24 protein-coding genes are annotated in these 21,553 nt (G+C 54.4%); 8 read left to right on the top strand and 16 right to left on the bottom strand.

Features of this window, described 5'->3' with window-relative positions; all coding sequences use genetic code 11:
* The first annotated feature begins 2 nt into the window (after nt 1-2).
* The 6 genes from lptB to npr all read left to right on the top strand — a co-directional run bounded on the left by lptB (nt 3) and on the right by npr (nt 4,403).
* Nucleotides 3-728, top strand: coding sequence for an LPS export ABC transporter ATP-binding protein (gene lptB, locus SBO83_RS17280; protein WP_353500766.1), 726 nt, complete (start codon nt 3-5; stop codon nt 726-728).
* 72 nt (nt 729-800) lie between these two features.
* Nucleotides 801-2,234 carry an RNA polymerase factor sigma-54 gene (rpoN, locus tag SBO83_RS17275; protein WP_353500765.1) on the top strand — a complete coding sequence of 478 codons (1,434 nt, stop codon included), beginning with the start codon at nt 801-803 and terminating at the stop codon, nt 2,232-2,234.
* Nucleotides 2,235-2,257: 23 nt separating this feature from the next.
* Nucleotides 2,258-2,545 (top strand): ribosome hibernation promoting factor, encoded by a 288-nt coding sequence (hpf, locus tag SBO83_RS17270; protein WP_034786702.1) that lies wholly within the window; start codon nt 2,258-2,260, stop codon nt 2,543-2,545.
* A gap of 113 nt (nt 2,546-2,658) precedes the next feature.
* Entirely contained in the window at nt 2,659-3,141 is a 483-nt protein-coding gene (ptsN, locus tag SBO83_RS17265) for a PTS IIA-like nitrogen regulatory protein PtsN (protein WP_172468494.1), read from the top strand.
* A 138-nt stretch (nt 3,142-3,279) separates the two neighbouring features.
* Entirely contained in the window at nt 3,280-4,134 is an 855-nt protein-coding gene (rapZ, locus tag SBO83_RS17260) for an RNase adapter RapZ (protein WP_353500764.1), read from the top strand.
* Nucleotides 4,131-4,403, top strand: a complete 273-nt coding sequence (npr, locus tag SBO83_RS17255) for a PTS phosphocarrier protein NPr (protein WP_034786698.1) — start codon at nt 4,131-4,133, stop codon at nt 4,401-4,403. Before rapZ ends, npr begins: the two co-directional genes overlap by 4 nt.
* Before the next feature lie 70 nt (nt 4,404-4,473).
* Here npr and SBO83_RS17250 read toward each other — a convergent pair whose 3' ends face one another.
* The 10 genes from SBO83_RS17250 to SBO83_RS17205 form a co-directional block, all read right to left on the bottom strand.
* The gene (locus tag SBO83_RS17250; RefSeq protein ID WP_396132355.1) at nt 4,474-6,393 is read right to left on the bottom strand and encodes a PRD domain-containing protein; all 1,920 of its coding nucleotides are present in this window, start codon (nt 6,391-6,393) and stop codon (nt 4,474-4,476) included.
* A 125-nt stretch (nt 6,394-6,518) separates the two neighbouring features.
* Nucleotides 6,519-7,715, bottom strand: coding sequence for a beta-propeller fold lactonase family protein (locus SBO83_RS17245; RefSeq protein ID WP_396132354.1), 1,197 nt, complete (start codon nt 7,713-7,715; stop codon nt 6,519-6,521).
* A 122-nt stretch (nt 7,716-7,837) separates the two neighbouring features.
* Nucleotides 7,838-8,578 (bottom strand): 2-dehydro-3-deoxy-phosphogluconate aldolase, encoded by a 741-nt coding sequence (gene dagF, locus SBO83_RS17240; protein ID WP_396132353.1) that lies wholly within the window; start codon nt 8,576-8,578, stop codon nt 7,838-7,840.
* Complete coding sequence (locus tag SBO83_RS17235; protein WP_396132352.1) at nt 8,575-9,702, bottom strand: DgaE family pyridoxal phosphate-dependent ammonia lyase; 1,128 nt, start codon at nt 9,700-9,702, stop codon at nt 8,575-8,577. The genes dagF and SBO83_RS17235 overlap by 4 nt, the downstream gene beginning before the upstream one ends.
* Nucleotides 9,692-10,825: an amidohydrolase/deacetylase family metallohydrolase gene (locus SBO83_RS17230; protein WP_396132371.1), complete on the bottom strand. Its 1,134-nt coding sequence runs from the start codon at nt 10,823-10,825 to the stop codon at nt 9,692-9,694. The genes SBO83_RS17235 and SBO83_RS17230 overlap by 11 nt, the downstream gene beginning before the upstream one ends.
* A gap of 120 nt (nt 10,826-10,945) precedes the next feature.
* Nucleotides 10,946-11,593 carry a DUF4310 family protein gene (locus tag SBO83_RS17225; protein ID WP_034786691.1) on the bottom strand — a complete coding sequence of 216 codons (648 nt, stop codon included), beginning with the start codon at nt 11,591-11,593 and terminating at the stop codon, nt 10,946-10,948.
* Between the two features lie 15 nt (nt 11,594-11,608).
* A complete protein-coding gene (locus SBO83_RS17220; protein ID WP_034786690.1) occupies nt 11,609-12,385 on the bottom strand; it encodes a DUF4311 domain-containing protein in 777 nt (258 codons plus the stop codon).
* Nucleotides 12,386-12,462: 77 nt separating this feature from the next.
* A complete protein-coding gene (locus SBO83_RS17215; protein ID WP_353500759.1) occupies nt 12,463-12,759 on the bottom strand; it encodes a DUF4312 family protein in 297 nt (98 codons plus the stop codon).
* The gene (locus SBO83_RS17210; protein ID WP_034786688.1) at nt 12,759-13,124 is read right to left on the bottom strand and encodes a glycine-rich SFCGS family protein; all 366 of its coding nucleotides are present in this window, start codon (nt 13,122-13,124) and stop codon (nt 12,759-12,761) included. Before SBO83_RS17210 ends, SBO83_RS17215 begins: the two co-directional genes overlap by 1 nt.
* A 39-nt stretch (nt 13,125-13,163) precedes the next feature.
* Nucleotides 13,164-13,511: a PRD domain-containing protein gene (locus SBO83_RS17205; RefSeq protein WP_034786687.1), complete on the bottom strand. Its 348-nt coding sequence runs from the start codon at nt 13,509-13,511 to the stop codon at nt 13,164-13,166.
* A 410-nt stretch (nt 13,512-13,921) separates the two neighbouring features.
* Here SBO83_RS17205 and rnk point away from each other — a divergent pair, with 410 nt between their 5' ends.
* Nucleotides 13,922-14,329 (top strand): nucleoside diphosphate kinase regulator, encoded by a 408-nt coding sequence (rnk, locus tag SBO83_RS17200; protein WP_353500758.1) that lies wholly within the window; start codon nt 13,922-13,924, stop codon nt 14,327-14,329.
* Between the two features lie 42 nt (nt 14,330-14,371).
* Here the strand turns inward: rnk and cybC are convergent, their stop codons facing one another.
* Together cybC and pmbA are read right to left on the bottom strand one after the other, a co-directional pair.
* Complete coding sequence (gene cybC / locus SBO83_RS17195; protein ID WP_396132351.1) at nt 14,372-14,758, bottom strand: cytochrome b562; 387 nt, start codon at nt 14,756-14,758, stop codon at nt 14,372-14,374.
* 197 nt (nt 14,759-14,955) lie between these two features.
* Nucleotides 14,956-16,296, bottom strand: coding sequence for a metalloprotease PmbA (pmbA, locus tag SBO83_RS17190; RefSeq protein WP_353500756.1), 1,341 nt, complete (start codon nt 16,294-16,296; stop codon nt 14,956-14,958).
* Between the two features lie 204 nt (nt 16,297-16,500).
* On the opposite strand from pmbA, the gene yjgA reads away from it, so the two are divergent.
* A complete protein-coding gene (gene yjgA / locus SBO83_RS17185; protein ID WP_353500755.1) occupies nt 16,501-17,055 on the top strand; it encodes a ribosome biogenesis factor YjgA in 555 nt (184 codons plus the stop codon).
* Between the two features lie 80 nt (nt 17,056-17,135).
* Here the strand turns inward: yjgA and SBO83_RS17180 are convergent, their stop codons facing one another.
* The 4 genes from SBO83_RS17180 to aaeB form a co-directional block, all read right to left on the bottom strand.
* The gene (locus SBO83_RS17180; protein ID WP_396132350.1) at nt 17,136-17,438 is read right to left on the bottom strand and encodes a barstar family protein; all 303 of its coding nucleotides are present in this window, start codon (nt 17,436-17,438) and stop codon (nt 17,136-17,138) included.
* Between the two features lie 5 nt (nt 17,439-17,443).
* A complete protein-coding gene (locus tag SBO83_RS17175) occupies nt 17,444-17,890 on the bottom strand; it encodes a ribonuclease domain-containing protein (protein WP_353500753.1) in 447 nt (148 codons plus the stop codon).
* A gap of 50 nt (nt 17,891-17,940) precedes the next feature.
* The gene (locus SBO83_RS17170) at nt 17,941-19,401 is read right to left on the bottom strand and encodes an NAD-dependent succinate-semialdehyde dehydrogenase (protein ID WP_396132349.1); all 1,461 of its coding nucleotides are present in this window, start codon (nt 19,399-19,401) and stop codon (nt 17,941-17,943) included.
* Nucleotides 19,402-19,595: 194 nt separating this feature from the next.
* Complete coding sequence (gene aaeB / locus SBO83_RS17165; protein ID WP_396132348.1) at nt 19,596-21,551, bottom strand: p-hydroxybenzoic acid efflux pump subunit AaeB; 1,956 nt, start codon at nt 21,549-21,551, stop codon at nt 19,596-19,598.
* Between the last annotated feature and the right edge of the window lie 2 nt (nt 21,552-21,553).

The raw sequence follows: 21,553 nt of genomic DNA, 5'->3' as shown, positions 1-21,553 counted from the left end.
TTATGGCAACGTTAATCGCAGAAAATCTGGCTAAGGCTTACAAAGGCCGCAAAGTGGTCGAGGACGTCAGCCTGACCGTCAACTCCGGCGAAATCGTTGGGTTGCTGGGGCCAAACGGTGCCGGTAAAACCACCACCTTCTACATGGTCGTGGGCATCGTTCAGCGCGACGCGGGTCGTATTGTGGTTGATGATGAAGACATCAGTCTGCTGCCGCTGCATACCCGCGCACGTCGCGGTATTGGCTATCTGCCGCAGGAAGCCTCGATTTTCCGCCGCCTCAGCGTTTTCAACAACCTGATGGCCGTGCTGGAAATTCGCGACGACCTGACCAAAGAGCAGCGTAACGATCGCGCCAACGAGCTGATGGAAGAGTTCCATATCTCTCATCTGCGCGATAACTTGGGTCAATCCCTGTCTGGTGGTGAGCGCCGTCGTGTTGAAATCGCCCGCGCGCTGGCCGCAAACCCGAAATTTATCCTGCTGGATGAACCCTTTGCCGGCGTTGACCCTATTTCAGTTATCGACATCAAAAAGATTATCGAACATCTGCGCGACAGCGGGCTGGGGGTATTAATTACCGACCACAACGTTCGTGAAACGCTGGATGTCTGTGAGCGCGCTTACATCGTCAGTCAGGGCAAGCTTATCGCTCATGGTACTCCGACAGATATTCTGGAAGATGAACAAGTGAAACGCGTTTATCTCGGCAATGAGTTCCGTCTGTAATCACCGATTCTGCCCGCTTTCATTCGCGTTGAGTGACGGCGGGTAGTTCAGTTCAGGAAGTAAAGCCAAGATATGAAGCAAGGTTTGCAGCTCAGATTTAGCCAGCAATTGGCCATGACACCTCAGCTACAGCAGGCTATTCGCCTGTTGCAGCTATCAACGCTTGAGCTCCAACAGGAGATCCAACTGGCGCTGGAAAGCAACCCGCTGTTGGAGCAAACCGATCTGCATGATGAAATTGATTCCGTCGAAGCCACGGCCAGTGAAGGCTTAGATACGCGTGAAGCCCTTGAGCAGAAAGATATGCCCGAGGAGCTGCCGCTCGACGCCACGTGGGATGAGATTTACACCGCAGGAACGCCGTCAGGCACTGGTAATGACTACAGTGATGACGAGTTGCCAATCTATCAGGGCGAAACCACCCAAACGCTGCAAGATTACCTCATGTGGCAAGTGGAACTGACCCCCTTCACCGACACCGATGCCGCCATTGCCACCTCTATCGTCGACGCCGTTGACGACACCGGCTACCTCACCGTCTCGCTGGAAGATATCCTTGAAAGCATGGGCGATGAAGAGATAAGCATGGATGAGGTTGAAGCCGTGCTTAAGCGCGTTCAACGCTTTGATCCGGTGGGGGTTGCCGCACGCGACCTGCGCGACTGCCTGCTGATCCAGCTATCGCAATACGTGGCGGAAACGCCTTTTCTGGCCGAAGCTAAATTGATCGTCAGTGAACATCTGGATCTGCTCGCCAATCATGATTTTCGCGCACTTATGCGTTCGACCCGCTTAAAAGAAGATACACTTAAATGTGCGATGCAGCTGATCCAGTCGCTCGATCCGCGCCCAGGGCAGTCGATCAACACCGGAGAATCTGAGTATGTGATCCCCGACGTGCTGGTGCGCAAAGTGTCGAACGTCTGGACCGTCGAGTTGAATTCAGACAGCATTCCACGCCTGAAGATTAACCAGCAGTATGCCGCGATGGGCAACTCAACGCGCAGTGACAGCGACGGGCAGTTCATACGCAGTAATTTGCAGGAAGCCAAGTGGCTGATTAAGAGCCTCGAAAGCCGCAACGACACGCTGTTAAAAGTGACGCGCTGCATTGTCGAGCAGCAGCAGGCGTTCTTTGAATCAGGCGAAGAATTTATGAAACCTATGGTGTTGGCAGACATCGCCAGCGCCGTGGATATGCACGAATCGACCATATCGCGCGTGACCACGCAGAAGTTCCTGCACAGTCCGCGCGGTATCTTCGAACTAAAATATTTCTTCTCCAGCCATGTCAGTACTGACAGCGGAGGCGAGGCATCATCTACCGCCATTAGGGCGCTGGTGAAGAAATTAATCGCGGCGGAAAACCCTGTCAAACCGTTAAGTGACAGCAAGTTAGCCACCATGCTCTCTGATCAAGGGATCATGGTCGCGCGCCGCACAGTAGCGAAATACCGAGAGTCTTTGTCCATCCCGCCTTCAAACCAACGTAAACAGTTAGTTTGACCTCAACAGAGAAGGAAGACATTATGCAGCTCAACATTACCGGACACCACATCGAGATCACGGAACCTATCAGAGAATTTGTTACGACAAAATTTGCCAAACTTGAGCAATATTTTGATCGAATAAATCAGGTATACGTGGTGTTGAGCGTTGAAAAAGTGCAGAAAAAGGCGGAAGCCACGCTGCATGTGAATGGAGGCGAGTTGCACGCCACCTCGGATCATCAGGATATGTATGCAGCCGTCGATCTCCTGATTGATAAGCTGGCTCGCCAGCTCAATAAGCATAAAGATAAACTGAAACAGCACTAGCACCCACATAGTCTCTATGCACTACGGACCTTGAGTATCGGCTCGCGACCTTCTGGCAGCGAGCCGAACTGTCATTTAGGGTAAAAGAGCCTGTCCGGTGTCAGAGCGAAAAAGTGAATGATGAAATGATTAACGATATAGCCATGCAGTTAACGTCGGTCCTTAATGCCGAGTGCACCAAAAGCGGCGTTCACTGCGCCAGTAAGAAACGCGCGCTGGAAATCATCAGCGAACTCGCCGCCAAGCAGCTCAATCTGGCGCCACAGGTTATTTTTGACGCCATTTTGACCCGCGAGAGAATGGGCAGCACCGGCATCGGTGCGGGTATCGCCATTCCTCACGGCAAATTGGAAGAGGATACGCTGCGCGCCGTAGGTGTGTTCATTCAACTGGAACAGCCGATCGCTTTCGACGCTATCGATAATCAACCTGTCGACCTGCTTTTTGCCTTGCTGGTCCCCGCCGATCAATGTAAAACCCATCTACACACCCTCTCTTTGGTAGCTAAGAAATTAGCGGACAAAGCCGTGTGCCGTCGCCTGCGCGGAGCGCAAAGTGACGAAGAACTGTTCCAAATCATGACCGAAAGTGAATAATAAGAAGAATACAGATTTAAGATCTCTTTAATGTTCAGCCGGATAATAGTGTTTACCGGCGCGATTTTGCCAATGACGGTTCCCGGATTGTGTTCCGGGAAAGTGAATTCTGAACACTGATTGCAGGGGAGTGACAACATGGTGCTGATGATTGTCAGCGGCCGTTCCGGTTCAGGGAAATCGGTTGCTTTGCGGGCACTGGAAGATATGGGTTTTTACTGTGTCGATAACCTGCCGGTGGTGTTACTGCCGCAGCTCGCACAGACCCTTGCTGAACGTAATACCTCCGCCGCGGTCAGTATCGACGTGCGCAACATGCCGGAAACCCCGGAAGTTTACGAACATGCAATGACGCAGTTGCCCGCGAGCTTTTCGCCGCAGCTGCTGTTTCTCGACGCCGATCGCAACACGCTGATCCGCCGTTACAGTGACACTCGTCGCCTGCATCCGCTTTCCAGTAAAAATCTGTCGCTCGAAAGTGCGATTGATGAAGAAGCTGACCTGCTAGAGCCGCTGCGCTCTTCCGCAGACCTGATCATCGACACCTCCGAGATGTCAGTTCACGAACTGGCTGAAATGCTGCGTACTCGCCTGCTGGGCAAGCGCGAGCGCGAACTGACCATGGTGTTTGAGTCCTTTGGCTTCAAGCACGGCATTCCTATTGATGCCGACTACGTGTTTGACGTGCGCTTCCTGCCGAACCCGCACTGGGACCCGAAACTGCGCCCGATGACCGGACTGGATAAACCCGTCGCCGCGTTCCTCGACCGCCATACCGATGTGCATAACTTCATTTACCAGACCCGCAGCTACCTTGAACTGTGGTTGCCGATGCTGGAAACCAACAATCGCAGTTATCTGACCGTTGCCATTGGCTGTACCGGCGGGAAACATCGCTCGGTTTACATCGCTGAACAACTGGCTGACTACTTCCGTTCTCGCGGGAAGAATGTGCAATCCCGCCATCGCACGCTGGAAAAACGCAAATCATGACGGTTAAACAAACGGTAGAAATCAAAAACCGGCTGGGCATGCACGCTCGTCCGGCAATGAAGTTGTTTGAACTGGTGCAGAGCTTTGAGTCAGAAGTGATGCTGCGTAACGACGCAGGCATTGAAGCCGAGGCCAGCAGCGTGATCGCGCTGCTGATGCTGGACTCGCCAAAGGGCCAGCAGATTGAAATCGAAGCCACCGGCTCCGATGAGGTTCAAGCTTTGGAAGCCGTGATTAATCTTATCAATTCCGGCTTCGACGAAGACTAATTGACCCATCATATTTCAAGGTGCAGGTGCGTTGGCTGCGCCTCGAACTATTTTGGGTAAAGCATTTTTCCTAAATTCTACTCAAACAATCTATCGCTATCGCTTTAAAAGAATTAAAACTCTCACTACTTAGCAAACGGCTCATCGACCTTTCCCGTACGAACGTCACGAACAAATCGTAAATCGCCATCGCCTCTTCATAGTCCGCTTTGCTGATCGCCAGCAGGAAAATCACGTGCGCAGTTTCGCCATCGCCCCACTCAATGCCCTGCGGGGATAGCAGGGTGATCACCACCGTCTTCTTGGCGAGCAGCCCCAGCGAGTGCGGCAGCGCAATGCCTTCGCCCAGCATGGTCGAGACAATCTCCTCGCGCTCGACCACCGACGGGTAAAACTCCGCGTCCACATAGCCCTCTTCTTCCAGCTGACTGCACACCTTGTGGAACAGCTCGGCCTGGGTCATCGGCTCATTGATTATCATGAAATGGCGCTCGTCGAAAAACTTCTCCAGCATATAGGGCCGCGTGCGGTCCACCAGCACCAGCTTGCCGAGCTGCTCCATCTGGTACTCGGTGGGGAATGGCGACAGCACCACCACCGGCTTGTTCTTCTCGGTGATGCGCGCATTGGAGATGATGAAATCTTCGTCGATGTGCTCCAGCTTCTCGTAATCTCGCAGCGTCACCACTTGCGTCACCACCAGCTGCGGGTATTTGCGGCTAATCTGCGCCTGAATCATGCGAATGGTCGAGTTGCCGGTATCGCACACCAGCATCACCTGCGGATGGCGCTGGTAGCCGATGTTGTAGTGGCGCTCCAACCCGACGCCGATATGCAGCACCAGAAAACCGATTTCGTTTTCACTGAGCGAATAAGGGGTGTATTTGCCCCAGCTCGATACCGCCGCCAGCGTGACGTCGTAGGCCATTGGGTAGTGCTGTTTGATGTTGCTCAGCAGCGGGTTGGGGATGTTAATCTGATACTTCACCCGGGTTATCATGGTTTTGATATGGGTGAGCAAATCGGCGCGGAGCTGCTTATCCCCTTGTAAATCATAATTATAGTGCGCATTGATGTAGGACAGAATGTAGTCCACCAGCGACTCATCGTCATCGGCATTAATATCCGTCGGCAGGATGTTCTGCACCCGCCGTGCCGCGATATTCACCCGCAAATAGGCCTCTTCGGCCGCCGGGATCTCCTTACCCACTAGCGCCTTAAGCTCGGCCGCCAGGCGCGTAGAGACCTGCTTCACCGCCGGGTCGCCCTCTTCAGCATCAAAATCTGTTAACGGATAGCCGCCGCTAATGCGCTTAATCGCCACCGCGCAGTACAGAATTAGGTACTGCTCACCTTCATCGGTCAGTTGGATCGAGGACTGCGCCAGCGACTGGTGCATAAAATCGGTTAACGGCCCCAGCGCCTCAAGCGCCAGACTCTCGGTTTTCAGCAGCGGATGGCTCTGCTCGTCGCTTTCCAGCTGGAACAGCAAATCCGTCAGGCAGGAGCGAATCGCCAGCTCGGCGCCAAACAGCTTCATGCCGTAACGCGGCTTGGTTTCAATGCTCAGGTGGTAACGTGCCAGACGTTCTCTGACCTCAGCCATATCATTTTGCAGGGTTCCCCGGCTGACAAACCATTCATCGGCCAGATCTTCTAGCTTGAGGGAAAAGGCTGAGGTCAAAAAGCGTATAAGCAGGTAATTCACCCGCTCCGGCGCGGTGCGCGGCGTTGGGCTGACGCGACGATTATTGGTTTCCTGCAACGCAGAGAACAGCGTCTGATCGTCGATTTTCAGCTGATAGCCGCTACCGCGGTTATGCACAAAGGAGGCGCCGTACTGGGCCATAATTTCATTCAGCGCGGTAATATCAGCGCGCACGGTGCGAGTGGAGACGTCAAGGCGCTTCGCCAGCTCGTCCTGAGGCAGCGTTTCGGCCTGTAAGGCATCGAACAGATGGGCCAGTCGTTGATAGGGAAATCTCACCATAATCCTTCCAGTCGGTTGTTGCTGTGAAACATCAATTCTACTGCCACTTGAAATGACAAGGCGGGATGACCCACCGCGTCACCCCGCACCCGTTATTTTCCGCCTACCTCACGAGGTAAAACGGCTTAAGGAACAATCACCATCTGCGACGGGCTGCCCACTGGCGTGTAATCATCAACAAACGTCAGTTTACCGCTCTCGGCGGCAATCTTGAATCGAGTGATGTTATCGCTTCGTTGATTCATCGCGTAAATGTATTTTCCATCCGGCGACAAGGTCAGCGTGCGCGGGTAGTCACCACGTGTCCAAGCTTCCTCAGCGAAGGTCATTGCCCCCTCGCCCGTCACGTTGATTTGCGCGATGCTGTTATGCAGGCGGTTCGCCACGTAAAGGTGATGGCCATCCTTGCTCAGCACGATACCGGCGGCAAAGTTGGTGCCTTTAAAGTTAGCAGGTAATGAAGAGAGCACGTGGAGCTGGGTCAGCGTGCCTTTGGCGCTGTCGAAGCGATAGCTGGTCAGGGTCGAAGCTTCTTCGTTAATCAGGAACACCACTTTGCCGTTCGGGTGGAACACGAAATGGCGCGGCCCCGCACCGGCGGAAGAGGCGTTGATAAACGGAGGATCGTTGGCTTCCAGCTTGCCGCTGGCACTGTCCAGCTTCCACTGATAGATCCTGTCCAGACCCAGATCGGTTGAGAAGACAAACTTGCCGCTCGGATCGGTGGCGATCATGTGCGCGTGCGGGCCGTTGTGGTCGCTGGCGGCAAAGCTGCCCGGCGCCGCAGCTTCAGGTTTGGCGGCACCGGCCGGGCCTGAGTCCTGTTGATGATCGCTGGCTTCGCCCAGTTTGCCACTGGCATCCACCGGGAAAATCGCCACCACGCCGCTGATGTAGTTAGCCACCAGCAGGTGATCGCCTTTTGGCGTCAGCGATAGGTACACCGGGCCTGCGCCCTGTGAATCCACCTGATTGATCAGCGTTAAACTGCCATCCTGCGGGTTGATTTTATATGCCGCAATCGCACCGTTTTTGCCGCCATTGAAGTTATCGATTTCGCTGCCAATGAACAGCGTTTTGCCGTCGTGGCTCAGCACCATCTGTGCCTGATTCGGCAACTGGCTGGCCAGCACGCGGTCAGTCAGCGCGCCGGTTTTGCTATCAAATTTAAAACGATAGACGCCTTCGCCATTGGGATTGTAAGTCCCGACATAGGCATAGTGTGAAGTTTGGGCCATAGCTTTTTCTGCTGCGTAGAGCGGCGTGGCAGACATCGCCAGCATCGCGGATGTTAAACCTGAAATCAGTAACCAGTTTCTCATACATTTCCTCAAATCAAAGGGATTGCCAGACAAACGCGGGATCCCTGCGCCATAAAACGGCGACGCAGGGTGTTTAACAGCGCAGCGAACTGACGGCGCGAATTGGAATACGAGAATAAACCTCAGCTTACGAGCTTTTTGACGCTCGCCAGCAGAGTTCTGACATCGACCGGACGGGTGTCGCCGCTGGCGCTGTCGATAATCGAGCTATAAATGTGCGGAATGATTTTGCTCACCCCGGCTTCGAGTGCGATCTCCATGATCGGCTCGAAGTTTTCCAGATCGATACCACCGGTCGGCTCAAGCCAGAAGTCGTGCTCGGCGCAGGCGCGCGCCACGGCGGCGAACTCATCACGAGTCTTCAGCCCGCCCATCGGGAAGTATTTCACCGAGCTGCCGCCCATGTCTTTGAGCAGCGCAATGGCGGTTTCGACCGGCACGATGGCGTCGGGCTGCGAGGCGCTCAGTGGCCCGGTGTTGATTTTAACCCAGCCCACTTTGCCGGTTGGGGAGATAAGACCGTTAACTACGCTGTCGTTCTGGCCCAGCAGCGCACGGCTGGTGCCGACGCCGGTGAACACCTGATTGACGTGCTGCGGCTGGACCTGCTGTGAAATCAGGCTGACCATCAGCGACTGGCGCGGATCGCCCGCGCCAAGCCCGACGGACAGGGCATTTTCAATCAGCGACGCGTACTCTTTCATATCCGCCACGGCAGAAGGTACATCGGCATAGTTCTTGGAAAGCACGCCAATCAGCACGTGGCCCTGCGCCGCATCATAGATGTCGCGGGCGTTGTCTTTGGAGCCTGCCAGCACGTTCAGACACACGCGATCGCGGTAGAAGTTCGGGGTCAGGTTCATGCTTTTGCTCCATCAAAAAGTTGTTTGAAACGCTCAGCGACGATGGCTAACTGCGGCGGGGTCACGCTGCGCACGTCGACTTCAATCTTGCCTTCGTTGGCGCGATAACCACGGAAGTACACCGCGATATCGCCCTCTTTCATCGCTTCCACGATGGCTTTGGTTTTCCAGCCCAGCACGGCTTCGTCGAAGGTGATTTCGGTGCGCGCAATGTCGCGCCCGGCGCTGTCCCACACCACGCGGCCACTGACGCCGTTGATTTGGTTCAGGCTGTCGATAAATGGCGTCATCTTGTCCACCATCTCCTGCCCGGTGGTTTTCGGCTGGGTGATGTAGCTTTCAATCGCCTGCGTTAAGCCAAGAATGCCCTCTTTACCCACTTTCATCGCGCGGCCAATGCCGCCAGACTGCTGCTTCACCCACTCGACGTACTGGTGCTTGCCCAGCACCAAGCCGCTGGTTGGGCCTTCGATGGCCTTCGCGCCGCTGTAAATCACCAGAGTTGCGCCCATGTTGTAGTAGCAGGTCAGATCTTCTTCAGCGGCAGCATCGACGATCAGCGGCAGGTTATGCTCCTGCGCCACGACGGCGGCTTCTTCCACGGAGAGAATGCTTTTCTGCACCGAGTGGTGCGATTTGATGTACATAATCGCGGCGGTGCGCGGCGTAATGCAGGCCGCCAGCTGGGCAGCAGAGCATTCGTTGGCATAACCGGCTTCAACAATTTTACCGCCACCCAGGGTGATCATGGTGCCGACCGGCGCGCCGAAGTTTACGTTATGGCCCTTCGGCAGCACGATGTCGTGCGGCACGTCCAGCGGCGCGGCGTGCAGGTTCTCCAGCAGCCAGGCATTGTCTTTGATAATCACGGCAGCGACGGACTGAGCAATCCCCGCCGAGGCGCAGGACACCACTACCGCGTTTTCAACATCCAGCAGCTTGGCGATGTAAGCCCCGGTTTTATTGACCAAATCCTTCATTTCGAAGTAGTGATTCAGACCAGTATTCACCACGTCAGCCACTTCCGGGCGCGGGGTAGACACGCCCAGCGCGGTCATACGACCTGAAGCATTAATGACCTGTTTTAGCTTATATTTTTCGTAGAGATCGGCATTAGAAGACATGATTTGATTTCCCTTCATCAGTTATTAGGGTGACGCCAGCGACCACGGCGGCCAGTGGGATCAGATGGTGTTCGCCGGTCACTGACTGGCCTTCGGAGTCGAGGAAGACTTTCGGCGCGTGTTGGATCTCAAACAGCGTCAGGTCAGCGTCGGCACCGACTTCGAGGCGTCCTTTTGACGGCAGGCGAAGCGCGTCGGCGGCGTTACAGGTGACGCAATCAATCACCTGTTCTAACGTCATGCCGACGGTAAAGAACTTGGACATCACCGCAGCCAGGCTGTGGACCGGGCCGTTGACGCGGTTGCGGCAGTAAATATCGGAGCTGATGGTGTGCGGCAAAATGCCTTGCTGAATCGCCAACTGGGCCACTTCAAAGCTAAAGCTGGCGCTGCCGTGGCCGACGTCGAGACGCACGCCGCGGCTCAGGGCGCGTTTAATCGAATCTCGCAGCACGCCCTCTGGCGATAAAATGCGGTTGGGTTTACCGTTGTAGCAGTGGGTGATGATGTCGCCCGAAGTGAGTAAATCGGCGATTTCATCCAGATTTGGCGGGTTATTGCCAATGTGCACCATCAGCGGCAGGTCGTCGTTTTCCTGCTGAATTTCTTTGGCGCGGATCAGCGGCTTAATGCCGTTTTTGCCCACTACACTGCTGCTCATGCGAGCTTTGATACCAATGATGAAGCCGGGGTTGCGGGCAATGGATTCGCGCACGCCCACTTTGTCGATTTGCTCCATGTCCGCCAGCTCGTTTTGGGTCACGATGCCGGTACGGGCGATATTGAGGAAAGCAAAGACGTTGGTTTTGGCCTGGCGGGTCAGCTGGTAGAAGTCATCGACGTCGTTCGCGCCGGTGCTGCCTGCATCAATAACCGTGGTGACGCCGCTGGCGACGCCGACTAAATCCGGCTCGTCGTGATAAATCGGCGATTTGCTATAACAGTGAACATGAGAGTCGATCCACCCGGCGCTGGCGAAAACCTTGCCCTGTAGTTCGAGAATCCGTTTGGCGCTGACGCTGGAATCCAGCTGGCCGATGGCGGCGATTTTACCGTCGTGAATTGCAATATCCGTCAAGCTGCCGTCTGAGCTTTTTGCCTGTCGGATTATCAGGTCATACAACATACGCCATTCTCCGTAAACGCAGGGCAGTCACAGTGGCCACCCGACCCGTTCTGTCCTGCTTTTAGGCGTCAGCGGCGAGCCGCCGACGCCTGATTTAACTCGTTTTATTGCTTTCTACTACAGCGATACTGGGAAAATTGCACCGAGGATCATCGCGCCTAAAATTGCGCCGCCGGTGATCGGTTTCTGCCAGATATAGAACACCAGCGCGCCGAGCAATGACCCCAGACCGATTGGGATTGAAGCCGCCATGGCGGAGAGGATAATCAACGGGCCGAGGAAGCGGCCTGAGGCGTTACCCGCGCCCATCATGACGTCTGCGCCATAGGTCGAGTTACTCTGGTTGATGGTAAATTTACGCGCCAGAATGATGATGTAACCCACCGCCAGCCCCAGAATCAGGCCAGTCACCAGAGACGCCGCGAAGTTCGCCACCGGGAACACGATGCCAGCGCCCAGCAGAATTGCCGGCACCCCTAGCCCAATGCCGGTCTGGATTGCGCCGCCGATATCAAGAATACCGACCAGCGAACCTTCGATAATACGGGCGAACAAGAAGCTCGCGCCGAAGGCCGCTACTGCGCCATACACCCCGGTATCCATGCCGGAACGCAGCATGGATACGAAGGCGACTTCGTTAAAGGCACCGATGCCGTACAGGTAGTACATGTGCGTACCGGCAAATACCCCGGAGGAGAGTAATCCGACGAAGATCGGGAACGACCACTCGGCGTACCAAAAACCACTTTTGGCTTGTTCTTCCATTGTCATAATCCCCTGTTACTTGCCGCTGAGAGAGTTGTGAATGCCGTTCAACCATGCAGGAACATCCAACATGAAGGACTGCAGCAATTTCACATCGAAACCGCGGAAGAACCCGCTGAGCACGAACAGCGCAATAATTGCCGCCATCATCACCTTGGTCACATGGTTCCAGCCGCCCTCTTCGACGCCTTTACCAATCAAGATACCCAGTACCAGACCCGGTACGGCGTTACCCATGATCATCTGCGCCAAACCACCAAAGATGGTGGCCCAGAAGCCGGAGCGGCGGCCTGCGTCAATCGCAGCCAGCCAGAAAATCACGGGCATGACGGTGTTAACCAACAGGTTAGCGGCAGGCACCAGCACTTTCACCGCGGTAACCTGCAAGGCTGCCGGTACGGCGGAGGCGGTGGTGTTAAGGAACGCGACGACAATCATGCCGATAACAGCACCGGCGATGGCCATCTTGCGCGGATCGTGCAGGGTTTCAGACACGTTGCGGTTTTTCACCATCAACGAGGCGGCTGCCCAGTGAGGAATAATGCGGTGGTCGACGTCTTGTGTGAAGGAACCTGCAGCGACAGAAGATGCCCAGGCGTTGAAGAAGAAGCCTAAACCGAATGAGAAATGCGAAGCTGGATCGCCTTCACAGGAATTTAATTCCCCAAGAGTACGAAAAGCCCCCATCCCTTGCACGCTTGGCGCGTGAAACATACGTGCAGCACCTGCACCTACGCCCACGCCGACCAATCCGCCGATAATAAGCGACTTAAATAAAATAATTAAAAACATCAGTATATCCTTGTCATTTATAGCTAACGTTTTTAGAGCCTTGCACCAAGAAATAATATTCTTGACTCAATGGCTCCTTATTTAGTGACAAAAACTACCTTGTCAGTCTCTATTGCCGTCATATTGACGGTAATATCGAGCACTACATAATAACTCTTCCTTTCTCTGGCCAGAAAAAAGAACAGGAACTTTTCCTTTCTTACCGTCTCTTCTGCGGTGATCACCTTGACGTCCTGCGGTTCAATTCGCAGCAAGATATTATTCGTAGATTTGAGAACGGTTCTTTGCACCTGACTCAGCGCGGCAGAAAAGGCGGCGGCCTTATTTTCGCCTTTTCCTTCAACCCGAACAGTGGTGGTTAATTGTTGTTTCATTACGGCTGGCCGAATTTCTTGATATAAGCTTCAACCAGGCGTTGACCCAGCTCTTCTTTATCCATAAATCCGAAACCTAATACATTACAGCCTTCGTTAATTGCAGTTACGCCTTCATCCACAGAGCGCATTCCATATTTTGCTTTATATCCGTATTTGGTTTGCGCAGTAATTGCGCCCGCGCCGCCACTACCGCAGAAAGAGATGCCGAAGGTGGCATTTTCTGCTTTCATCACGTCGCCTAATTTCATGTCAGCGGCCACGCCCGGCACCACGATAGCCTTGCCACCTGCGGCTTCTACGCCTGCTGCAACTTTCTGGCCTTTCCCTAAACGGTCGCCGATAACAACGGTAATTTGTCCCATGAGTTCTTTCTCCAGATAAATTGAGTAAAATTTAAATTGTTAAGAATTATTGTCTTTTGCGACTTCAAAATGTACCGAGAGTAAATAAGCCTCTTCGATAGGTAAATTACCGAACAGGTCGACAACCCGCTCCGCCATTCGCATTGACTCCGCAGAAATTTCGTCAAACAGCTCTTTTTCCACCTCGGGTAATGGCTCACCGGTAATAGAGCGTAATACCATTGCCTTAACGTGCGAGGCTAACATCTGCTGCTGGACATCATTGGTATAGATATTTTCGGCGTTCAACATAACCTGAATATCTTTTAACACTTTCTCTGTGGTTGCTTCTGCGTCTTCCAAACCAATTTGCCCTGCCGTATTAACAGATGCGGTTCCGTTATTCACTCGCGGTTACCCCTCTCCTTGCCGTGCAATGCTAAAAAAGCGCGTTTATTTCATCTGTCTTTACCCTAACCCCGCGGGCATTTCCTGTGTAGATGGTTTTTTTCCAGTTCAAAGTGGAAATGCAGTGACCTAAGCGGATCACATTCTCAAAACTGGGATTAATCTGGGGATACGACTATCAGACGGCGAGGGTTCAGGGTATTTCACTGCTTAACGGAGTTTTAGTAGTGACGAATGAAAGGATAGCCCTTCCATTTTGCGCTATCTCTGCCTAGTATCAGATGAGAAATTCGAAAAACGCCAACACCCCTGCGCTAGTGCGCGGGGGTGTTGCTTTTTGACAATCGGCAACCATGCCACCCAACACCATCGCTCGCGATGGCGACTCAGAAGGAAATAGGAATAATGCTATGAGCAAACCGACCCTGACCATCAACGAGCTGGATGCAGAACGTTTAGATTCCTTACTGGCGAAGCCTGCTTACGCAAGCAGCCCGGTGGCAGAGGCATTAAACGAAGAACTGGATCGCGCTGAAATCCTGCCGCCGCAGGAGATGCCTGCCGACGTCGTGACGATGAACAGTAAGGTACGCTTCACGGAAGGCAACGAAGGGGAAGAACATGTGCGCACGCTGGTTTTCCCGGCGGCGTTAAAAGATACCGATGAGCAGCTGTCCGTGATGGCGCCGCTAGGTGCGGCACTGCTGGGCCTGCGCGTGGGTAGCAGCATCACGTGGACGATGCCCAATGGCAAAGAGAGCCTGGTTAAAGTGCTAGAGTTGTTGTATCAGCCGGAAGCGGCCGGAGAGTACCGCTAGTCAGCGTCACGCCCTCCCGATGACCGGGAGGGCGTATAAATCTTATCTGAACTTCTTGTGGTTCTCGTCACGAATCGCTTTGAAGCCTTGAGCTTCCTTCTTCGCGTCATCCAGTTTGCCAGCCTTCGCCAATGCAGAGGCTTTGTCGATACCGGCCACTAAATCATCCATGCCTTTTTTGTAATCCTGAATCTCTGGGCTGTTGGCCGATTTCCCTTCCAGTTTTGGCGGGGTTGCGTTTTTAGCGTCCAGCGCGGCGGCTTTCATGTTCGCCAGGCTCGCTTCGAAATCCTGTGCATTGCTGGCTTTCAGCGCTTTGCCGTAGTTATCGGCGATAGTGTCCATGTTGGTGCCGACATCCGCCGCCAGAACCATAGAACTGCTTCCAAGTAGGGCAACGGCAACCATTGCTATCAAATGTTTACGCATTTTCGGGTCATCCATCTAGGTTAATAGAAATTTATAATTTTGTTAAAAAACGACATTACTTATTCAGCAATGACAAAATAAATGGGCGAAGGAAAAAGTGGCAGAGCTTTTTTGTAAATAAGTAATGTCTGAGCGGAAAAGGATAAAAAAAACGCAGCGATCGGGCGATCGCTGCGCGGATAACGCGAAGAAAACGATTATTCGCCGGCGATTTTCATCTCTGGCAGCAGCACGGAGCCACACTGAATATTGCTGCGCGTTTCGATGTCGCTGCCAATACTCACCATGTTGCGCCACATGTCTTTCAGATTGCCAGCGATGGTTATTTCGCTAACCGGATACTGAATTTCACCGTTTTCCACCCAGAAGCCCGCCGCGCCGCGCGAGTAGTCGCCGGTCACGCCGCTGACGCCCTGGCCCATCAGCTCAGTTACGACTAAGCCTTTGCCCATTTTGCGCAGCATAGCGGCGAAGTCATCGCCCTGCCCGGCAATGCGCCAGTTGTGGATGCCGCCCGCGTGGCCGGTGGTTTGCAGGCCGAGCTTGCGCGCCGAGTAGCAGGTCATCAGCCAGCTTTGCAGCACGCCGTCTTTGACGATGTCACGCCGCTGGGTGCGCACGCCTTCGCTGTCGAAAGGCGTAGAAGCCAAGCCTTGCAGCAGGTGCGGATGCTCTTCAATCGTCAGCCACTCCGGCAGAATCTGCTTGCCCAGACTGTCGAGCAAGAAAGAGGATTTACGGTAGATGCTGCCGCCGCTGATAGCGCCGACCAAGTGGCCGAACAGGCCGGTCGCCACTTCAGAGGCGAACAGCACCGGGGCTTTCATCGTTGGCAATTTACGCGGAGAGAGGCGCGACAGCGTGCGGCGTGCGCACTCGGCACCCACCCATTCAGGATTCGCCAAATCACTCATTTTACGCGCGATGGTATAGGCGTAATCGCGCTCCATGTCGCCGTCGTGCTCGGCAATCACCGAGGCGGAAATCGAGTGGCGCGTCGAGCAGTAGCTCTGCAACATGCCGTGGCTGTTGCCGAAGACGCGAATGCCGTAATGGCTGTTGAAGCTGCCGCCTTCGCTATTGGTAATGCGCTTATCGGCGGCTAACGCGGCCTGCTCGGCGCGGGCTGCCAGCTCAATGCCGCGATCGGCGTCTAATTCAGTCGGGTGGAACAGGTCCAAGTCCGGGGCGTCGAACGCCAGCATCTCTTTATCGGCGACGCCCGCGAAAGGGTCAGGAGACGTGAAGCGGGCGATGTCCAACGCGGCCTGCACGGTGCGAGAAATGGCATCTGAGCTGAGATCGGTAGATGACGCGCTGCCTTTACGATTCTGATAATAGACGGTAATGCCTAACGCGCCGTCGCTGTTGAATTCGACGTTCTCAACATCACCAAAGCGGGTGCTTACCCCAATGCCGGTGGTCTTGCTGACCGCGACTTCAGCACCGTCTGAACCGGCTTTCGCTAATTCGAGGGCCTGAGCTACGGCCTGTTCCAGTGTCTTACGCTGTTCTGCAACTTGATTGACTACGTTCATCAGCCTGCCATCACTTATGAGAAAAAAGAGGTTACGTTGTCTTTGAGTCTAACAGAGACGCCCCATTATTTCGCACCCGACACGCTAGGAAGCGGCTTAATATGCAACAGAACGTGGAGGTAAACCCCATAACCATGCATAATGCCGCCAAGCAATAAAGCACAATGAAAAATGATAGGAAAACCTCCCAAGGAGGAAGCACTCATGACAAAGAAAATTGACGACTGGCTGGATGACGTTCCCGAGAGCAACGAGAACGAAGAAGATGATGAAATCATCTGGGTCAGCAAAAGTGAAATTAAACGCGACGCCGAAGCCCTGAAAGATTTGGGTCAAGAGATGGTCGATTTAGGCAAGAACTCGCTGGACAAGCTGCCGCTAGATGATGATCTGCGCGCCGCCATCGATTTAGCCCAGAAGATCAAGAAAGAAGGCCGCCGCCGTCAGCTACAGCTGATTGGTAAAATGCTGCGTTCCCGCGATGTTGATCCTATCACCACCGCGCTGGATAAGCTGAAAAACCGCCACAACCAGCAGGTTTCCCTGTTCCACAAATTGGAGCAGCTGCGTGACCGTCTGGTGGAAGATGGCGACGACGCGATCCCGCCGGTGCTGGAGCTTTATCCAGAGGCCGATCGCCAGCAGCTGCGCGCGCTTATCCGTAACGCACAAAAAGAAAAGGCAGCCAATAAGCCGCCTAAATCTTACCGCCAGATTTTCCAATATCTGCGCGAGCTGGCCGAAGCCAAAGACCTGTAAGTCTTTTCAGCCATCAGCAGTAGCCACCGCGAGTCACCGGGTGGCTGCTACTTTTCACTCTCTCCCGCCTACTCTTTCGCTTACTCTTTAGCTTTACCCGTCGCCGCCGCCGCTTTCTCTAGCACGTTAAAACGCAGCTCGCCGTCCAGCTCCTCTTCCGCCTCTTCAAACAGCAGAATCAGTGCGCCAAAACGCCGTTTACGGCTGGCATTCAGATGGGCAAAATCAATTTCAACGGGCAGCGTAATGCCTCCCGTCACCTCATCCCAGAGTGCGTCAAGATTGGCACCAAAGCTCTCGCTCAGACCAAATTGACGGGAAAACTCGCTATAAAACGCGGGCAAATCGGGGATATGATTAAAATCGAAGACCACTTTATTCATCGATGTCACTCCACCCGAACAAATTGTTTATAGTGATCGCGGCTGACGTAAATCAGGCCATCGCTGGCGAACAGCACGCGGTCGGCGCCGCGCCGCCCGCAGCGATAGTTGATATCCGCCTCGCGCCACACGCGTTTATAGGCATTAGGCAGGCGCCCTTCGCGGTTTGAGAATCTGTCGCCGCCTATGGCCTTACCCGGTAAGACCTGACACAGATTGCCCGCGCGGGCGTCCCATCCCGCATCCCGTGCTTGCCGTTTAGTCACGTAATAGTCGGGCAACCGATGATTCTGCCGCAAATAGCTCACCACGGTTTGCTCCGAGGTCAACCCAGCCAGCGTATCAGAGGATTGTTTCGCCAAAACGACAGATGAGAACGGCCCCGCCAATAGCCCGAGGCACAAACTTATCCAAACGCTGCGCTGACGCAACCCTTTCAATCGATTCATCATTGCCCTGTTTATACTCATTCAGATTACTGATTCAGCATTTTAGTATGTCTCTACAGATTACCTAAATGTAAGGTTTTCACCTGTAAATATTCTTCCAGACCTAACACCGAACCTTCGCGGCCCAACCCGGACTCTTTCACCCCGCCAAACGGCGCGACTTCGGTAGAAAGCGCAGATTCGTTAATCCCAATCATGCCACTTTCAATCGCTTCGGCAACGCGGAATACGCGCTGCAAGTTTTGAGTATAGAAGTAAGCCGCCAGGCCAAACGGCGTGGCGTTGGCGCGATCGATAACCTCTTCTTCGGTTTTGAAGCGGAAGCAGGCCGCCAGCGGGCCGAAGGTTTCATCTGCCGCCACTTTCATGTCGTCGTTGGCGTCGGCAATCACCGTCGGCTGATAGAAGTTGCCGCCCAGCTCGTGGCGCTGACCACCGACCACCAGACGACCGCCCTTCTCCAGCGCGTCTTTGACGTGGTCTTCAACCTTCTCTAACCCTTTGATATCATTCAGCGGGCCGACAATCACGCCGTCGTCCATGCCGTTACCGACTTTCAGCTTGCGCACTTCTTCCGCCAGCGCCGTGACGAACTTGTCGTAGACACCGTCCTGCACGTAAATACGGTTAATGCACACGCAAACCTGCCCGCTGTTGCGGAATTTGCAGCTCACCGCGCCTTTCACCGCGGCATCAAGGTCGGCGTCGTCAAACACGATATAGGGCGCGTTTCCGCCCAGCTCCATCGACACTTTCTTCATGGTGTCGGCGCTGTTGCGCACCAGCGTTTTACCCACTTCGGTCGAGCCGGTGAAGGATATTTTACGCACCTCGTTGCTGGCCATGATGGCGTCGCTGATAGCATGCGTATCACCGGCCACGCCGTTGATCACGCCGTCGGGAACGCCCGCCAGGTGTGCCAACTCCAGCAGCGCGAAGGCTGACAGCGGCGTGTTGTTGGCAGGTTTAATCAAGCCGGTACAACCCGCGGCCAGCGCGGGGCCGAGTTTGCGGGTCAGCATCGCCAGCGGGAAGTTCCACGGCGTGATGGCCGCAACCACGCCAATCGGCTCGCGGGTAGCAAAGATGCGCGATCCCTCTTTCACTGGCGGGATGATCTCACCGTTGGCGCGCTTGGCCTCTTCGCTAAACCATTGCAGGTAGCTGGCGGCGTACTCCACTTCGCCCAAGGCCTCTTTCAGCGGCTTACCCTGCTCGGCCACCATCAGCTCGCCGAGGAACTGTTTGTTTTCAATCATCAGTTCATACCAGCGGTGCAAAATCTCAGAGCGCGCCTTGCCGGTTTTTTTGCGCCAAGCCGGAAGGGCATCGCTGGCTGCTTTGATGGCCGCGTTGGTTTCCGCTTTGCCTGCTTTGGCGACTTTCGCCACCACGTCGCCAGTGGCTGGGTTTAACACATCAAAAGTTTCTTTGGCTTCTTGCCATTTGCCGCCCACATAAAACCCGGTTTTAAACAGTTTGTGAGAAGTGAGTTTCTGTTGATTGGCTGACATAAAGGTTGTCTCTCCTGCTAATAAACATCGTTCGAAAACAACGACGTAAGAATGTAAGTTTCAGTCTTGAATCGCTTAAGTATAGCGGCTAATACGGACTGCGGGCTTCAGACCGCACATCATGTCCATGCGGCATAAGGAAAAAAAAAGCCGGAGCATTAAAGGCCCCGGCATGATTTACGCGAGTCTGAACGTTAGGCCAGAAAGGCGTGCTGGTACTTGTGCAGCATATCTGCGAGTCGTTTGACCGGCTCTGTCACCTTGAGCGGCGCGTCGTGTTCCACTAGCTTTTGCTGATACTCATTCAGCTCGGACAACAGCCGCTGATAGTAGTAAGTTCGCTTGCCTTCGCCCGACGACACCACGTGGTCGGCGGTATTACGGATTTTCTTGTGGAAGGCAGATAGCTCTTCGCTGACCGGGATCTCCGCCATTTTCATTCGCTGGTGCGCGATGATCAGCATCAGCGCCAGACGGTATTTATCAATGTCATTCGGGAACATCACCAGTAGCTGATTCAACTGATGGTAAAGCGCCGGAAGGTGGTTCTCACGACGGCGATACGCCTTGGTGGTTAAGGCCGACACCGCGCTGCTCATAAAGCGGTTCAGCAGAGTGCGCCCGGTTTTGTCGCGCGATTTGTCGCGAATTAGCAGCAGCACCACCAGCGCGATAATGGTACCAATCGCCTGTCCCGTTGCATTGTCGAGAAATGCGCTTACGTTAAATTTCATTGGGTTACTGAGCACCAGCACGTTGATAGTACCCGCCAATAGCCCCAGCATACCCAGACGACGCTTCTGTACTTCAATGCCGATGAAGAAGGTTAAAACCCCCAGACACAGACAGAGCAGGAACAGGCTCTGCTGGGTGGCGGGCATGATGAGCATGAAGTAAATGGAGCCGACCGGGATTGCCAGCAGCATGCCGACCACGAAGTCTAACGCCATGCCTTTCGGGTTTGGAGTGCGCATCGCCAATGAGGTTACGACGGCGATGATCACTACGCAGCCACTCGCCGAGGTCCAGCCGGTCCATAGCCACAGCAGGCAGCCCGCCGCGCTGGCGACAAAGGTGCGAATGCCGTTAATCAGCGCGTGGTGGCGCTCGGCGGAGGCTGGTCTGACTTCCACCTCGGTATTGAGCAAATCGGCTTCCAGATTGCTAATGCTGCTATTGGTATGAATGCCCTTAATCAGCAGCAGCGCGCGCGTTCCGGCTCCAATCCAGCTGGTGACGGTGAGCAAAATATCTTTGCTATGGGAGGAAGAAACCGCCAAACGCAGCTGTTTCATCCGCCGACGCACTTCCAGCGGCGTCTCTGCCGGTTCGGCAAACAGCGCTTTGATCTCAGGCGTCACCCGGTCAGGGGAGTTTTGCAAAATAAGATAGGTTTCGCAGGCCTGCGTAATCAAACTCAGCGAGGTGCTGTGCAATGCTTTCAACCGCCGGTTGCAACGCTGCCAGCGCGAAGACTCCATCATTAGGCTGTTACGCATGCCGTTAAGCGCGGTAGTGCTCTTGATAAGATTGCCCCACGACTTGTCAACATCCTCTTTATCACCACGATTAATACACAGCCGCATCAGTGCGAACTGGTCTAGCAGCAGTTGGCTAACCGCCCGGTCAATGTCGGTTTTGATCGAGCGCGGGGAAAACAGCAGGTCGGCCACGATGGCGCAGCAAATACCAATCACGATTTCACTACAGCGCTCGACGGCAAACTGCGGCGTCTGCAAAGGGGTGGCGGCGGAAGTCACTACGATAATTAGCGCCGTGTATCCCGCCAGCCCGAGCGCATAGGAGTTCTCAACGCGAACCAGCGAGGACCACCAGGTACAGACCCCAGCCCAGATGCAGCATAAAAGCAGCATCACTACCGGGGCACGCGCCGTGGCGATAACAATGACTAACGCGGCGATACAGCCGAAAAAGGTACCAATAACGCGCAGGAAGCCACGGTGGCGAATAGCACCGGCGAAGGGTTCTCCGCCCGCCGCCATCGCCGGGCCGGAGGTGACGATCGCCGCGGTCATCGCCGCCCAGCGCGGGGTTTCCAGCTGCATATAGAAGCCGAGAACCAGCGCGCCGAGAATGGCGAAAGTCAGCTTGCAGGCGAACCTGATACGCGGGATCAGTATGCTATTCATCG

The sequence above is a fragment of the Ewingella allii genome, from assembly GCF_044430645.1.
Taxonomy (GTDB): domain Bacteria; phylum Pseudomonadota; class Gammaproteobacteria; order Enterobacterales; family Enterobacteriaceae; genus Ewingella; species Ewingella allii.
This window is presented reverse-complemented; position numbering and strand designations above follow the sequence as displayed.